This window comes from Bradyrhizobium sp. USDA 4504 (assembly GCF_054063995.1).
Genome location: NZ_JBSSGV010000001.1, coordinates 3,968,018 through 3,983,185, shown reverse-complemented (window position 1 = coordinate 3,983,185; position 15,168 = coordinate 3,968,018). Strand labels below are relative to the sequence as shown.

General features: G+C 64.1%; 12 protein-coding genes. 7 read left to right on the top strand and 5 right to left on the bottom strand.

Annotation, left to right across the window (positions count from 1 at the left end):
* Positions 1 to 83 precede the first annotated feature (83 nt).
* Entirely contained in the window at positions 84 to 1,532 is a 1,449-nt protein-coding gene (locus ACVMB1_RS18635) for a caspase family protein (RefSeq protein WP_456848827.1), read from the top strand.
* Positions 1,533 to 1,603: 71 nt separating this feature from the next.
* Positions 1,604 to 3,628, top strand: a complete 2,025-nt coding sequence (locus tag ACVMB1_RS18630; RefSeq protein ID WP_456848826.1) for a pyrroloquinoline quinone-dependent dehydrogenase — start codon at positions 1,604 to 1,606, stop codon at positions 3,626 to 3,628.
* Between the two features lie 110 nt (positions 3,629 to 3,738).
* Here ACVMB1_RS18630 and ACVMB1_RS18625 read toward each other — a convergent pair whose 3' ends face one another.
* Positions 3,739 to 6,585 carry a hypothetical protein gene (locus ACVMB1_RS18625; protein ID WP_456848824.1) on the bottom strand — a complete coding sequence of 949 codons (2,847 nt, stop codon included), beginning with the start codon at positions 6,583 to 6,585 and terminating at the stop codon, positions 3,739 to 3,741.
* Positions 6,586 to 7,771: 1,186 nt separating this feature from the next.
* On the opposite strand from ACVMB1_RS18625, the gene ACVMB1_RS18620 reads away from it, so the two are divergent.
* Positions 7,772 to 8,065 carry an HdeA/HdeB family chaperone gene (locus ACVMB1_RS18620; RefSeq protein WP_456848822.1) on the top strand — a complete coding sequence of 98 codons (294 nt, stop codon included), beginning with the start codon at positions 7,772 to 7,774 and terminating at the stop codon, positions 8,063 to 8,065.
* Between the two features lie 379 nt (positions 8,066 to 8,444).
* Here the strand turns inward: ACVMB1_RS18620 and ACVMB1_RS18615 are convergent, their stop codons facing one another.
* Genes ACVMB1_RS18615 through ACVMB1_RS18605 form a run of 3 tightly spaced genes read right to left on the bottom strand, consistent with a single transcriptional unit; the run spans position 8,445 to position 10,735 of the window.
* Positions 8,445 to 8,909, bottom strand: a complete 465-nt coding sequence (locus tag ACVMB1_RS18615) for a PaaI family thioesterase (RefSeq protein WP_225164349.1) — start codon at positions 8,907 to 8,909, stop codon at positions 8,445 to 8,447.
* A gap of 33 nt (positions 8,910 to 8,942) precedes the next feature.
* Positions 8,943 to 10,418 (bottom strand): amidase, encoded by a 1,476-nt coding sequence (locus ACVMB1_RS18610; protein WP_456848820.1) that lies wholly within the window; start codon positions 10,416 to 10,418, stop codon positions 8,943 to 8,945.
* Positions 10,415 to 10,735: a hypothetical protein gene (locus tag ACVMB1_RS18605; RefSeq protein ID WP_456848818.1), complete on the bottom strand. Its 321-nt coding sequence runs from the start codon at positions 10,733 to 10,735 to the stop codon at positions 10,415 to 10,417. The genes ACVMB1_RS18610 and ACVMB1_RS18605 overlap by 4 nt, the downstream gene beginning before the upstream one ends.
* Before the next feature lie 192 nt (positions 10,736 to 10,927).
* Between ACVMB1_RS18605 and ACVMB1_RS18600 the strand changes: the two genes are divergently transcribed.
* Together ACVMB1_RS18600 and ACVMB1_RS18595 are read left to right on the top strand one after the other, a co-directional pair.
* The gene (locus tag ACVMB1_RS18600; protein WP_456848816.1) at positions 10,928 to 11,230 is read left to right on the top strand and encodes a hypothetical protein; all 303 of its coding nucleotides are present in this window, start codon (positions 10,928 to 10,930) and stop codon (positions 11,228 to 11,230) included.
* A 99-nt stretch (positions 11,231 to 11,329) separates the two neighbouring features.
* Positions 11,330 to 11,560: a hypothetical protein gene (locus ACVMB1_RS18595; protein WP_016848527.1), complete on the top strand. Its 231-nt coding sequence runs from the start codon at positions 11,330 to 11,332 to the stop codon at positions 11,558 to 11,560.
* A 110-nt stretch (positions 11,561 to 11,670) separates the two neighbouring features.
* Here ACVMB1_RS18595 and ACVMB1_RS18590 read toward each other — a convergent pair whose 3' ends face one another.
* Complete coding sequence (locus tag ACVMB1_RS18590) at positions 11,671 to 11,874, bottom strand: hypothetical protein (protein ID WP_438072645.1); 204 nt, start codon at positions 11,872 to 11,874, stop codon at positions 11,671 to 11,673.
* Positions 11,875 to 12,526: 652 nt separating this feature from the next.
* On the opposite strand from ACVMB1_RS18590, the gene istA reads away from it, so the two are divergent.
* Entirely contained in the window at positions 12,527 to 13,834 is a 1,308-nt protein-coding gene (istA, locus tag ACVMB1_RS18585) for an IS21 family transposase (RefSeq protein ID WP_253587187.1), read from the top strand.
* On the top strand, positions 13,834 to 14,694 hold the full coding sequence (gene istB / locus ACVMB1_RS18580; RefSeq protein ID WP_141343233.1) for an IS21-like element helper ATPase IstB: 861 nt from the start codon (positions 13,834 to 13,836) through the stop codon (positions 14,692 to 14,694). The genes istA and istB overlap by 1 nt, the downstream gene beginning before the upstream one ends.
* The last annotated feature ends 474 nt before the right edge of the window (positions 14,695 to 15,168 follow it).

The window sequence follows — 15,168 nt, the reverse complement described above, 5'->3', positions numbered from 1 at the left end:
GGTCGGCAGCACATTTGCCGCAAGGCATGAACCTTGGCCTGACGGCCTCCGACCCATCATCGATGTCATTGTCGGAGGCCGCCATGCTTCGCCGTTCGCTCCTCAGCCTGATCGTTCCGGCAGCGATCCTGCTCGGCGCCGTGCCGGCGTCGGCGGAAAACCGGCTGGCGCTGGTGATCGGGCAGTCGGCCTACAAGTCGGTGCCCGCGCTGCCGAATCCGGCCAACGACGCCAAGGCTGTGTCGCAAATGCTGACCGATGCCGGATTTGCGGTGACGGCCGCATCGGACCTGTCGCAGGACGAGATGCGCGCACGGCTCAGCGATTTCGCTAGCCAGGTGGCGGCGAAAGGCGCCGATACCGTGGCGCTGGTGTTCTATGCCGGGCATGGCCTGCAGATCGACGGCGAGAACTATCTGGTGCCGGTCGATGTCGATCCGAAGCGCGAGGCTGATATCCCGATCCAGGCGGTTCGGCTCAACGACGTCCTGAATACGCTCACCTCAGTTCCGAGTCGGATGCGCATCGTGCTGCTCGATGCCTGCCGCAACAATCCTTTCCCGGAGCTCAGCAAGACCGCGGGGCACGGGCTCGCCATCGTCGATGCCAGGGTCGGCGCGCCCGGCACGTTCGTGTCGTTCTCGACCTCGCCGGGAGCGGAAGCCGAGGACGGCAGCGGCGCCAACAGCCCCTACACTACCGCGTTGCTGGCCTCGGCCAAGGAGCCGGGCATCCCGATCGAGGACACCTTCAAGCGCGTTCGCCTCGCGGTGAACATGGCAACCGACGGTCGCCAGACGCCGTGGGACTCGTCCTCGCTCACCGACGACTTCCGTTTCATGGCGGGTGCGGCGGCATCGCCCGCAGTGACGCCGCCGCCGGCCGCGGCCAAACGCACCGTCGACGAATGGAAGCGCGAGTTGCAGGGCAAGCCGATCGAGGCCGCGAATGAACTGATGGTGGTCGATGGCTCCGACGAATCCTATGAGGCCTTCGCCGCGATCTTCGCCGGCACGCCGCGCGGCCTGCAGGCGCGCGACTGGCTCGACCGGCATCGCCGCATGCTAGCGTGGAATAACGCGATCCTCATCAACACGGCGGCGGCCTATCGCGGCTTCCTCGCGCAATATCCTGACACCGACCTGACAGCGACCGCGCGCAAGATGATCGAACGGCTGCGCTACCGTCCCGATCCGGCGCCCGCCGTCGCGCTCAGCGTGCCCGCGACCAGCGTCGCGCTGGCGGCACCGACCTGTCCCTGCAACGCGGCGCCGCCGCAACAGCCGCTGCAGCAGAGGGCCAATGCGCCGGTGAAAAAGCGTGCCGATCCCGATCCGCCGCGGCGCGCGGGCAAGCGCCCGCCGCGCGTCGTCGTTGAGGACGACGTCGTGGTGGTGCGCCGTCCGCCTCCAACCGTGGTCTACGAGCCTGCCGGACCGCCGATCGGAATCGGAGTCGGGATCGGCATCGGCGGCGGCGATGGTGGTTATCGCGGCAACTACGGCGGCGGCTATCGCCGGGGTGGATACTGACGCGACGATCGCGTAAATGCTTTCCCGCATGAGATGCGGCGCCTGGTGATCGCATCCTGGGGGAGGACGCGATGCGGTCGCTGTTTTGCCTGCTTGCCGCGCTGCTGCTGTGTGGTCAGCCGGCGCGCGCCTGGGAGTATTGGGGCGGCGACCGCGGCGGACAACGCTTCTCGCCGCTGACGCAGATCACATCGGACAATGTCGGCAAGCTGCTGCGCGGCTGGGAATTCCGCACCGGCGATCTCGATACTCGCCCGCCCGAGGTCATGAAGCGCACCAAGTTCGAGGTGACGCCGCTGTTCGTCGAGGACAGCCTGATCCTCTGCACGCCGTTCAACGAAGTGATCGCGCTCGATCCCGGCACCGGTGCGCAGAAATGGCGTTTCGATCCGAAGATCAGCATGGCGCAACGGCCGGCCAATCGCTTTGTCTGCCGCGGCGTCGCGTACTGGACGGATGATCGCGCGGCGGAAGGCGCCGCCTGCAAGTCACGCATCTTCACCGGCACCAACGACAGGCGCCTGATCGCGCTCGACGCCAGAACCGGCAAGCCTTGCGCCGATTTCGGCAACGGTGGCGAGATCAAGATCGACGTTGGCATGAAGCTGGAATGGCCGGGCGAGTTTCAGATCACGTCGGCGCCGGTGACGGGACGCGGCGTGGTCGTGGTGGGCTCCGCGATCGGCGACAACCGGCGGGTCGACGCGCCGCTCGGCGCGGTGCGCGCCTTCGATGCGCGAACCGGACAGCCGCGCTGGAGCTTCGATCCGCTCGTGCACAATGGCGTCGAGGCCGGCCACAGCAATGTCTGGGCGCCGATGTCGGTGGACGAGGAGCGCGGCCTGGTGTTCCTGCCGACGACATCGCCCAGTCCGGACTTCTGGGGCGGCAAGCGCCCCGGCAATGACGAGCACGCCAATTCCGTGGTCGCGCTGCGGATCGAGACCGGCGAACTCGCATGGACATTCCAGACCGTGCATCACGACGTCTGGGACTACGACCTGCCGGCGCAGCCGACGCTGGCGCGGATCGACACCGGCGATGGTCAGCGCGACGTCGTGATCCAGCCGACCAAGCAGGGCTTTGTGTTCGTGCTCGATCGCGACACCGGCAAGCCGGTGTGGCCGGTCGAGGAGCGCGCGGTGCCGCAGAACGGTGCCGTGGGCGAGAGGCTGTCGCCGACGCAGCCGTTCCCGACCCATGTGCCGCCGCTGCTGACGCAGCGGATGACGGCCGATGATGTCGCCGGCCTGCTGCCGGGCACCGGGAGCTCGGCTTGCGAGACGCTGCTCGCGCAATCCCGTAATGAGGGCCTTTACACGCCGCCGTCGACGCAAGGCACCGTGATCTATCCGATGACAGGCGGCGGGGTGAACTGGGGCGGCGCGGCGTTCGATCCGGTCAATCAGCTCCTCTACGCCAATGTCAGTCATGCGGCGCACATCGTCACACTGATTCCGCGCGACCAGGCCAAGGGCTTCAATCCGCCGCCGGGTCATGAATTCGGCCAGCAGGAAGGGGCGCCGTTCGCGATGTCGCGGGCGCTGGCGAAGTCGGCGGTCGGGTCGCCCTGCAACAAGCCGCCATGGGGCGAGACGGTGGCGGTCGATCTCAAGGCCGGCAAGATCCTCTGGCATTCGTCGGTCGGCACCAGCGAGGATCTCGCGCCGCTCGGCATCGCGCTCAATACCGGCACGCCGCTGGTCAACGGCGTCGCGATCACCGCGGGCGGCCTGGTGTTCACCGGCGCGATGGATGCCTATCTGCGCGCGTTCGATGCCAGGTCGGGAAAGCAGCTGTGGCTCGGCCGGCTTCCGGTGCCGGGCGTCGCCAATCCGATGACCTATCTCTGGAAGGGCGAGCAGTACGTCGTGATCGGCGCCGGCGGCCATTCCGAAGCCGGCACCTCGATCGGCGATAGCGTGGTGGCGTTTCGCCTGCCGCGTCAGGGCGAGGGGGCATCGTTGTGGACCCGCCTGATCGATCGGCCCGGCGGGCGGTTCACCGCCAAGGCTGTGGCCGCCGGTCTCGTGCTCGTCGCCCTCGTTGCGCTGTTCTGGCGCCGGCGGCGGAGCCGCCGCTCGCGATCCGCTTAGGTGCTCGCTGCCGCAGTGCGCGCCGCCAAAATATCGAAAACAACCCCATGCAAAGGTGCCGGCAGCTGCCGGCGTTCGAAAAGCAACTTGACACGTCGGGCAACTCAGGGTTACTTTTCTACTATTCCGAAATAATGCAAGCGTCGCCTCGCTCCGCTAAAGCGCGATGAATTCAGGTTGAATCGGCCTGGCGGCATTCGCTGCATCTCCTCCCGCAACCGGAGAGGGAGCGCAGGTTGTTCGCGGATGCAATTGAACCTGGGGCGTGGACCCGTAAATCCGGGACATCGCTTCCGAGACGAAATGCGGACACGCCGCGCAGACCGCGGGGATGTCACCTTGCGGACCAACTTCGCCGCCTCCGATTGGTCCGGTGTTGGGTGCAGTCCGGACTTCTCATCAGCGATCCTCGATCGCCACATTTGACCCATCTCGGACATTCGGTAGGGTTGCCGCGGGTCGGTTACAGGCTTCTCGCACGAGCGTTCGCGCGCCATCGCTCGGGGAGGCTCTGCGGCGTGGCGGCCGGTTTCCACTGCAGGGACACGACCCAGTTGTCGAAGACCGTGTTGAAGCTCCCGGACTGGTACGAGAAGTTCTCGCCCGCCGGCCAAAAGTAGCCGGCATCGGCTGCGTAGGTAAAGAGCGTCCAGGTATGGGGCTTCTTCCAGAACGCGTTGCCGCCGTCCGGGTCCCCGTCGAGGGCGCTGAAGTCGAGGAAGAGCCAGAGAGGTGCATTCTTGGTGCCGAGGTTCGTATCCGGCGAGTTGCAGCGCGTTCCAGTAGATCCCAGGTCCGGCTCCGGGATCAGCATCGTCCACGAGCTTCTGCAGCCGCCAATAGAAGCTCGCGTCGCCGGTCATAGTGGTCTCGCCGGTGAACGTGATTAGGCCAGCCTGCGGGCCTGACTGGATGATGCCGCTGATCGAGGTGGTCCCGCTGATTGTTCCGCTCCCTTGTAGCATGCCGCCGGGAGCAGGCGAATCGGTGCCGGTCGCTGCAATGGTGACCGGGCCCGAGACCGTCCCACCGTTCATGAACAGTGTGCCCGACTCGCCGACAACAACCGTGCCGGTCACCGTGCCGGCGACCTCCAGCGTCGCCGCGTAGGATACCAGCACCTCGCCGGCACCCGTTGCTGATCCACCGGTACCGCCGGCAATCAGCGTACCCCCATTGACCCTGATTAGACCGGAAAGCGTGCCGCTGCTGTCTGCACTCAGGGTCAGCGTGCCGGGACCGAAGATCGTCAGGCCCGCCGATCCCTCGATGGCGGCTGCGATCTGCGAACTACCGCCGGTAGCATTGGTGTAGATCAGGCCTTCTGCCGCGCCGAACGAAAGGCTCGCAGTAGCGATGCTGCCGCCGTTCATGATGAGGCCCGCGGCGTCGCCGCTCGCCTGGCTTCCGACCAGAATGCTCGCATCGCCGCCCGTAATCGCCCCGCCGTTCACTTCGAGCGCCGCCACCTGCGGCACACCGCCGCTCTCGACCGCCTGACTGTCGACGACCTCGTAGACGGCATCGGCCGGAACGTCGTTGATGCTGACATCCGTCGACGACACCGTCGCCGCGCTCGCGAAGCCCCCGGAGGGCGAATAGGTCAGGAACTTGCCCGAGCTGGCCGCGTCGTCGTCCTCTCCGAGAATGTAGGGAGCGACGATCCCGTTCATAATGATGGGCAGGTTTGCTCCCGTTCCTGCCACGAACACCTGTTGCGTCAGCCCAAGCTGGGCCATGCCGCCGCCCGGCACGATAACAAGCGTTCCGCCGGAGTTGCGGACAATGTTCGTCAGGGTACCGTCGTCATTGCCCCCGATTACGACGCGATAGTTGCCGCTTCCGGAAAGTTGCAAGGCGCCTCCCGTAGAGCCGATGACGAACGTCGCCAGAGATCCCGAGGCGATCTGCACATCGACCGTCGCGCCGTCCGAACGAAGCTCGAGTATTCCGCCGTTCGTCACCGTCACTCTGAAGCTGCCAAATGGTGTGCCCGATGTCCGGGTACTTGCCAGCGTCCCCGCGCCTACGGTGTTGTGTCCTATCAGCTGGTTCGTGTTGGTGAGCAGGAGCGTGCCTTCGCCGTATTTGTGCAGGCCGCCCAGCCCGGAGATCGGCGCGACGACGGTCAGCGTGCCACCGTTCGTGTTGATGACCTTAGGCTGGTTGATCGTCCAGGTGCTGGGTTCATATCCGGATGTCGAGGGCAGCGCCGACTGCGAGATCGCCCAAGCTTGCCCCTGCCAGAGCACGGCGTAGACGCCCCACCCGGTGAGCGCGTCGGTGACGACCTGGCTGTAGTCTTCGGAGGGTAGCGGCAGATTTTCCAGCGTCCATCCGCTGGGCATCTGCGCGATCTGGACGGTCTGCGGATTGCTAGACGGGAGGTTGGGTACGTTCTCGAACGAGGCGGGGAAAGCGTTGTTGATGGTGATCGTGTCGCCCGTCAGGTTCACCGTGAGCGGCGCGAGGACATGGCCGCCGTCATTTTCCATGTATTCCTTCGTCGTCTGGGAAACGGAATACCAGCCAACCGCGAAATTGGCCAAGACGATCGTCTGCGGACTCTCGGACACGTTCGGGGCCAACTGATCGGCGAGCCACGCGAGGTCCGGATTAGAAGTGCTCGCCAAATTATAGAGATCAGGCCCGATTCCGCAGGCCGACAGATAGTCGGCCATCCCGCTCGTCATGCCGTCCACGAAGCTGCCGCTCTCGCTCGACGTCCGCATCAAGCCCGCGACCACTCTTTCCAGGTTGATCGCCACGGGGTCGTCCTCGCCGTTGTAGACCACAGGAGCAACCTGCGTGAAGCCGTTTGCCGACAGCCAGTAAAGGCCCATGACCATCGACGTCGGGCCGCAATAGGCTTCACCGTCCCCGGGCAGGCTCTGCCCGAAGGGCCCGAAATCGGTCTGGATGATCGAAGGCGTGCTCTTGATGGGGTCTTTCCACATGGGGCTGATCCATTCCTGTCCGACAAGGCCACGGTACGCGCTTGAGCCGCAGGTTAATGTCCCGTTAATTGCGAGACACAACTTGTGAATACTTTAGCGAGTCGATACACTCAAAGAGTGTAGAGCGGAATCTTGAAAGTACGCAAGCTGGGTCTCCAGCTTGGCCGGCAGGGACGGCTTAGGAGTTCAAGCGCGGGCGCCGAGCGGCAGCATGTTCATCGTGGGTGGCGCATATCTGCCACCAGCGGCGATGTCCTGCGGCAGGGCATGATACCAGGTGGTGTCGCGGCCGGTCCGTGTAACGCGAACGTCTACTTCTGAGGCGTGCTGCGAATCCTGGAAGTGGCAAGTTTGAGATATGGCGACCGGCTCTGAAGATGTCCGTTCATTGGGGTAGACCGGAAGTACCCGACTGATTGCTAAAACGGCGCCTTTGACCCGAAGCGGACTATCAATGTTTGACGCGCTCGATAGCTAGCGACTGGAGAAGCGAGATGTCGCTCATTTTATGCCTACTCGCCATTGTGCTAATCGGCATTGCCGGATGGGGTTTCATGTCCGTCATGAGCGAGCTGGGAAAGTGGTATCCCCAAGAGCCGGTGGATACGATTTCCCGCAGGTTCGAGGTTGATGGCTTCGTCTGGAGCTCCCGCGCTCCGCGCGCACTGCGCCGCCGGTTTGTTGTGACACAGGCGTGCGCAATCCCTGGGTTTCTGTGCTTGGCGGCACTTGTTTGGCTGAATGAGACAAGCCCTAATGTCCGTGTCTGGGGGACGATAGCATTCTGTTCTATGTCACTTTTCCTTGCCGGCTCTCTTACCTGGAAGGTCATTCGGCGCGGAGTGTGATCGCGCCATTTTTGAACCGCAGGACTGGTATTGGGCCCTGAGCGGACATTCACCACAGCATCGCCGGTATCGGCTTTTGAGAGCGACACCGACCTCGCTATCCCCGCTCGCATACACTGGATTCTCGACTACACGCCCTGTTCTCATCACGCTTTAGCGCGGGCGCCGTCGCAAATCAGAAACACGAATTCTCAAGCCGTGCAGCGAAACGATGTGCGGGCTGATCCGCGCGATGCAGTGCTTGCGTTCGATGTAACGCATCGCTTACGAGGTCGCGGACGGAGCCGCCGGGCTTCCGGCGACCTGTTCATTTCAGATCATTGCCTATGGAGATTGCGATGAAGATCACTGCCTCGATCATGCTTGCCGCGTCGCTCGCGCTGTCGTCGGCACCGGCCAGCGCCACCGTCCTCGATCTCTCGACCATGACCTGCAAGCAGTTCGTCGAAGGCGGAGACGACACCATCAAAATGGTGCTGGTCTGGATGGACGGCTGGTACAAGGGCGACTCCGACGAGGCGGTTATCGACACCGACGTGTTCACCGAGAACGCCAAGAAGTTCGGCACCTATTGCGGAAAGAATCCGACCATCAGCATCGTCAACGCGGCGGAGGCCGTGCTCGGCAAGTAAATCTTGCAGCGTGATTGGCCTGAACCCTCATGGTGAGGAGCGCGGAACGCGTGTCTCTGTACGATGCTTCGCATCGCCAGGCGAACCGTGAGGCCGGGCTGGTAACCTCGTCCTTCGAGACTGCCTGCTGCGCAAGCTCCTCAGGATGACGGGATTGAAGGCGGGACAACATGTCCGACGTCGTCCCTGCGAAAGCAGGGACCCATAACCACAGGGTTCAATTGTTGAGGAAGGTTGTGGCCGCAGCCCTGCGCAACAATGGTCTTCGGTGGTTATGGGTCCCGGCTTTCGCCGGGACGACACTGAATGTTTGGTGCCGCTCCTCGGTCATACATTCACATCCTTCAGGATGAGATAGACCGGCCATGATGCGAGAGGCCTATCCCGGCAGCATCGCGAAGGCGCTCGACACCATCGCCACCGGTTTGTTGTCGGTGGCGGAGGATAGCGTGACGCGGCCGAAGCTCATGGTGCGGCCGAGCCGGACCACGCGGGCGTCGGCCAGCACGTCGGACGCCGTCACCGCGCGCATGAAGTGCGTGGTCTGGTCGACCGTCGTCATCGGCCGATAGCCCTTGTTGGCCGCGAGGTTGGCGAGCACCATCGCGGTGTCGGCGAACGCCATCAAGGCCTGGCCGCAGACGATGCCGCCATTGCGGCACAGTCGCTCGGAAAACGGCATGCGCAGGATGGCGCCGGGCTGCCAGTCGGCATCGCCGCCGGCAGGCGGCGCGATGTCGAACTGCTCGATCGACAGATTGAGGTCCTGGACCCATGGCGCAAAGACGTCGCCGAGCACGCGTTTCGCGTCGTCGATCCCGAATTCCCCGGCTTGCTGCTGCATGACGTCCCGTTCCTCTGTTGATCCTATATTGCTCTAGTTGCGCGTGACATGCACGCGTGGCGTCTTGCCGTCATTCCACTTGCCGTCGATCGCCCGTTCGATCTGGGCGGCGAGCTGCAGCAACAGCCCGTCACTCGCTTGCTTTCCGATCGCCTGAATGCCGAGCGGCAGGCCGTGCTCGTTGGTCGCGAGCGGCAGCGAGATCGCGGGGATGCCGCAGAGATTGGCGAGCGGCGTGAAGGCGAAGTTGCGCCAGAGATTGCCGAACCAGTCCAGCACCGACGGATTGTCGCTGATGGTGAGATATTCCGTGGTGCCGACCTTCGGCGTCGGCAGTGCCGTGATCGGCGTCAGGATGATGTCCCAGTCCTCGAAGAAGGCGCCGAAGCCGCGCGCCGTGGTGTTGAAGACGGCCTGCATGCGGGCGCGATCGGCGAATCTGAAGTCGCGGCCATGCTCCCAGATGCGGATGTTGATCGGCTCGATCAGCTCCGCCGGCGGCCGCTCCAGCCCGCGCGCGGCGAGCATGTTGCCGATCACGACGGCGAAATTGCCGATGTAGCAGGTGGTCTGCGCCGCGAAGGCTTCCCGATAGTTGATCGACGGCAATGCGTAATCGACCTGATGGCCGAGGCCTTCGAGGAAGCGGCCGACCCGTTCGAGTTCGGCTGTGATGTGCGGCGTCGCGCGATAGTCGCCCCATGTGTGCGACAGCGCGATTCTGAGCCGGCCGGGGTCGCGCGCGATCATTGCGGCATATGGCTCGGGCGAGGTCCAGAACGGCATGAACTCGCCGGGCGCAGGTCCCCGGCAGGCATCGACGAAGCCAGCCGTGTCGCGCACCGTGCGCGACTGGCAGCCCTGGATCGAGACCAGCCCGGTGAGATCGGACAGATGCGGCGCGAGCGAGAACATGCCGCGCGAGACTTTCAGGCCGATATTGCCGTTGACCCCGGCGGGAATGCGGATCGAGCCGCCGCCGTCGGTCGCATGCGCGATCGGCACCGCACCGGCGGCGACCATCGCCGCGCTGCCTGCCGACGAGCCGCAGGTGGTGTAGTCGGTGTTCCAGGGATTGCGCGTGATATAGACCGCGGGATTTTCCGCCGAGCTGCAGACCCCGAACTCCGGCGTCGTGGTGCGGCCGATCAAATTGAGGCCGGCCTTGCGCATCTTCGCCGTCAGGAAGGTATCCGCCGCGGCGCGATTGCCGCGCATCATCAGCGAGCCCATCTCCTGCAGCCGCCCCTTCAGGGTCGGGCCGAGGTCCTTCATCAGGAAGGGCAGGCCGGCGAACGGGCCGTCGAGGTCGGCGCCGTCGCGCGCCGGATCGGCGATCACATCGTCGAACAGCTCGACGACGCCGCAGAGCGCGGGATCGACCTTGGTGACGGCGCTGGCTGCCTGCGACGCCAGCTCACGGGGCGTCAGCTCGCCGGACCTGACGCGCTCCGCGAGCGCCGTCCCGTCGTGCTGCGTCCACTCGTCCCAGCTCATCGCCAAAGTCATTTGATCGATTCCTTTTCTGCTTTGTTGCGCAGTGTAATTTGCGCGGCAGCCCGGTCAAACCAGTGCGCGCCGGCAGCCCGTCCGACGCGCGCTTGCGCTCCGACGCGCACTGCACTGCGCTGCGCTGCAAGCGCCGTGCCCGGCTTGAAAATGCCCCAGTTTCGGCGCCCAGTCGCCTGCTCGCGAGTTGTGGGGGCGTACATGTTCCGCAGTTTGGTGGTGCTCGGCGGCGTGATTGCGATCGGACTTGCGCTCAGCGGTTGCACGCGCTGCGGTCCGATCTGGGACGACTGGATGCAGTCGCCGAAATCCTGCAAGTCAGACCATCTCTAGGGGCATGATCCGGAAAAGTGGAAACCGGTTTTCCGAAAAAGATCATGCTCAAACAAAGAGATGAGAACATGATGCGATTCCGCGGAAACGCATCATGTTCGGGGCCGGGGCAGGCGCGCTTGGCGACGGCTTTGTTGCGGTGATATACCGCCGACGAAAACGCAGGGAGTGTTCTTATGAGAGTTTTGAGCGCAGTTGCGGTTGCGGTGCTGGTGTCGGCGCCGGCCTATGCGCAGATGCCGAACGTCAACCTGATGCCTGAGGTCAAGACCAGGACCCAGGAGGAGAAGGAGCAGGACGCGGTCAGGGACAAGGCCTACAAGGACTCGCTCAGCAAGATTCCCGATGCCAAGGGATCGTCCGATCCCTGGGGCGTCGTGCGCAGCGATCCGCCGAAGGCGGCCGCCCATCCCGCCAAGCCGAAGACCAAGACCGGAAGCTCGGCGCAGCCGGGAAGCGCCGCGCCGCGTAGCCAGTAACGCCCGTTCGGGGCGACCTCGTCCGCCTCCCTCCGACTCGGATTCTCCCGCCGCCACCCCTATATTGGGGGTGTCGTCAATTGGTCCGGAGTTGCGGCAATGGTGTCTCGTCCGCGCGATCTCGCCAGCCGGATGGCCGAGCGGCGAAAGCCGGACGACGGCTATCTGCGCGAGACCTTCAGCCTGCCACGCGATCAGGCCCGCGTGAGGGCGCGTGACTTTCTCAAGCGCTACCCGAAGGCGGCCTATATGAGCGCCGTCGAGAGCTGGCGCGAGCTCCCCGGCGGCGACATCGAGTTCACGATGCGGCGGCTGGCCAGCGCGGATTGAAGCGTTTTCGAGCGAAGCGGGCGCCGGTTCGTGTGTTCTAATTTTAATTAGAACCGAAGCTCTGCAGGCCAGCGCGTCAGGGCACCGGGGCGTGCACGATAGACTGTGCCTCAGTCCCCATTGCTGCCGCGGGTCCGTTCCCGCCCCAGATTGTTCAGCTCGCGATCGATCCGCAGCTGCACGCGGCGGATCGCCAGAAGATCGAGCTTTGCTTCGGTCTTGCCCGTGAAGACGCGATCGCCGATCTGGAAGCGCCATTTCCAGACGCCGGCCGTCAGCTGAGTGACGCTGAACTCGATGCCCCTGTGGATCATTTGTAACGGTTCTGCGATTGAAGGGCGGTCGTCGATATTTAAACTATTAGTTGTAGTAATGATCAGCACCCGTAAAAAGATCGTATGAAAGGCCGCGCCCGTTCGGGCCGTCGTTGTGGATTCCGGAAAGGATTCGTCCGCCGGCAGCTTCGCCACGGAACGGTCGCCAGCCATGTTGCCTGCCCGGCGCCGCGCAATTCGCGTTGCTTGGAGCAGGCCAATGTTACGAACGCTGGCGGAACCCGAGTCTTCCGTCGAACGCTACGGAGTTTTTCCAGGGCTCAGGAGGGGTACGAAGGTAGTATGCAGATTGTGCCAGCCGTTATCGGACGCCGTCGCGCCTGTCACGTTAACTTGTTGATTATCAGTGGAACTTCGGGCGCAAGACGCGTCGCACGGCCGGAACTTTGTTCTTGGCCGGAGAACTACGGAATTTTAAACGGCCCCAACAGGGGGCCGCCAACCCGTCCCGGAGGCGGGTTTTCCTCCAGCAGTCGGGGGGCTACCTGTCTGGCTGGGGGCCCCCAAATAAGGGCACTGCCGGGTCAATTGTTCCAGTAAAGATTCCGCGAGAATGTCGCGCGCCATGGAAAACTGCCCCCTCGGCGTCATGAGGAATTGCCCCCTCCTCGGATAGCTGAGGAGAGAGCGAATGAACGAGGAACGAATCACTAGAGGCTCGCCGTGGAGTGATCCACGGGGGCAGGTGATGAAGACGCCGGATGACGTGGCGGAGATGTTGCGCCTAAGGGCGTGCGGATGGGGGCTGAAGCGGATTGGGCGCCAGCTGGGCTGCAGCCATCACACGGTGAAGGACTACGTGGCGGCGGGCGGGGTGAAGCCGTTCAAGTCGCCTGAGCGGCCGAAGCTGCTCGACGGCCTTGAGGGTTGGCTGCACGAGAGGTTCATTCGCCATCGCGGCAATGCTGACGTGGTTCGCCAGGATCTGTTGGCCGAGAAAGGCGTGGAGGTAAGCCGGCGAACGCTGCAACGCGCCGTGCAGCCCTATCGCCAGGCGCTGAAGGCGGAGGCGCTGGCGACGACGAGGTTCGAGACGCCTCCTGGCCGACAGCTGCAGATCGACTTCGGGGAGCGTCTGGTCGAGATCGGCAGGGTGAAGGTCAAAGCATTCGTGTTCGTGGCAACGCTCGGGCATTCGCGACGGCTGCATGTGCGTGCGTTCCGGGCGGAGAAGCAAGAGCACTGGTTCGCCGGGCTCGAGAGCGCATTTACGACCTTCGGCGGCGTGCCGGAGGAAGTGCTGATGGACAATCCACGCGCGCTCGTCGTGCGTCACGACGCGGTGAGCCGGTCGGTTCAGTTCAACGACAAACTCATCGCGTTTGCGAAGCATTGGGGCTTCCGTCCACGCGCCTGCGCGCCATATCGGGCACGCACGAAGGGCAAGACGGAGAATGGCGTCGGCTACGTGAAGAAGAACGCGATCGCGGGGCATTCCTTCGTAAGTTGGGAGGCATTCGAGGCGCATCTCGCCAAGTGGGAGCGTGAGGTGGCGAACGTGCGTATCCACGGCACGACCGGCGAGGCGCCGATGGTTCGCTTCGTACGCGACGAGGCACACCGGTTGAAACCGCTCGGCGGGCAGCCCTCGTTCGGATCATTGCGCGAACTAACCCGGGTCGTCGGCAACGATTGCGCCATCGAGATCGACACGAACAGTTACTCAGTGCCGTGGCGCCTAATTGGCGAGCGCGTGGCGGTAACGGTCGCGGCCGGCGAGGTGCGGATCCGCCATGGATTGCACCAGGTGGCGGTCCACAAGCAATCGGAGGGGCGCCGGCTGCGGATCGCCGATCCCGCCCATCTCGATGGTGTTGCCGGGCGCAATGGCGCGGTCCGCCGGCCGGAGATTGCGGCGGCGGTGCCGGGGTCGTCTCCACCGCCTTCGTTGTTGCGTCCTCTTGCCGAATATGAAGCCGTGATCGGGGGAAGCTTCTGATGACGCGCGCAAAGAAGGCAACCGAAGTACCGACTGATCCCCTTGATGCCATGCTGGCGCGATTGCAGCTCTCCGGCATCCGCGATCAGCTCGATAGCCTGCTCGACGAGGCAGCGCGCGCGAACCTGTCGGCACGTGAGACGCTGATCCTGCTGTGCGAGCGCGAGATCGCACGCAAGGATCATCGCCGCATCGACATGGCGCTGAAGCTTGCACACTTCCCGGCCGTGAAGGAGCTTGCTGGCTTCGACTTCGAGGCGCAGCCGTCGATCGATCCGAAGCAGATCCGCGACCTGGCCGCGTCACGTTGGATCGCCAACGGAGAGAACGTGCTGCTGCTCGGCCCGCCGGGCGTCGGTAAGACGCACTTGTCGATCGCGCTCGGGCGAGAGGCAATCCTGGCCGGGTATACGGTGCAGTTCACCACGGCGACGACGCTGGTCGCTGGCCTTGCCAAGGCGCATGGCGATCGGCGCCTGGACGAGAAACTACTCGCGCTGTCGAAGCCAAAGCTACTGATCGTCGACGAGCTCGGCTATCTGCCGCTGGAACCCGACGCGGCCCATCTGTTCTTCCAACTGGTCAGCCGGCGCTACGAAACTGGTGCCATGCTGATCACGTCGAACCGCAGCGTTGCCGAATGGGGCACCGTGTTCGCCGATCCGGTGGTCGCCACCGCGATCCTCGACCGGCTCCTGCACCACAGCTACGTGTTGACTATCCGCGGCGACAGCTACCGGCTCCGCGCCAAACGGAAGAGCGGCCTCATCAAGCCGCCGCCCGTCGGTGACGGCCCTCCGGTCGGCTCCGCCTCCCTCCGTCCCGTCACCGACGGAAGCAACCTTCAACCAAGATCATAACCCGATGGTGGGGGCAGTTCTTCATGACGCAAAGGGGGCAGTTCCGGATGGCGTTTGACAGCGAGAACAGATCGCGACCCGCAGGAAATTATGGGGCCAGAACATCTGAGGGCCTTCTCAGTAGTCCTACCGAGAACATCGGCTAACCCTTGGTTACGACGGGGTTAAACCCAAGCCGGGCCACTCGAAAAATCAAAGCAGGCCATTGTGGATGGAAACAGGCCGGCACCGGTCTGTTGGTGCTGTCCTAGTTGGGACACTCGCTTGGGGAAATCAGGACACTCATTCACTTATGCAAATGCCCTTCCGCGCCATGGAGGTCCTAGCTTCAGGTGGGGGTGTCCAGAATCTTTCCCTACCCCACGGGCGCTCCTCGGCCTCAGCCTCCCTGTCGGGGTGCTGGGGCCGTCTGTTTATGTAGAATCCAGTTCGGCTGGGGCCGCAACACTCGGAGCGGTCCCTGCCCAGTAGCGG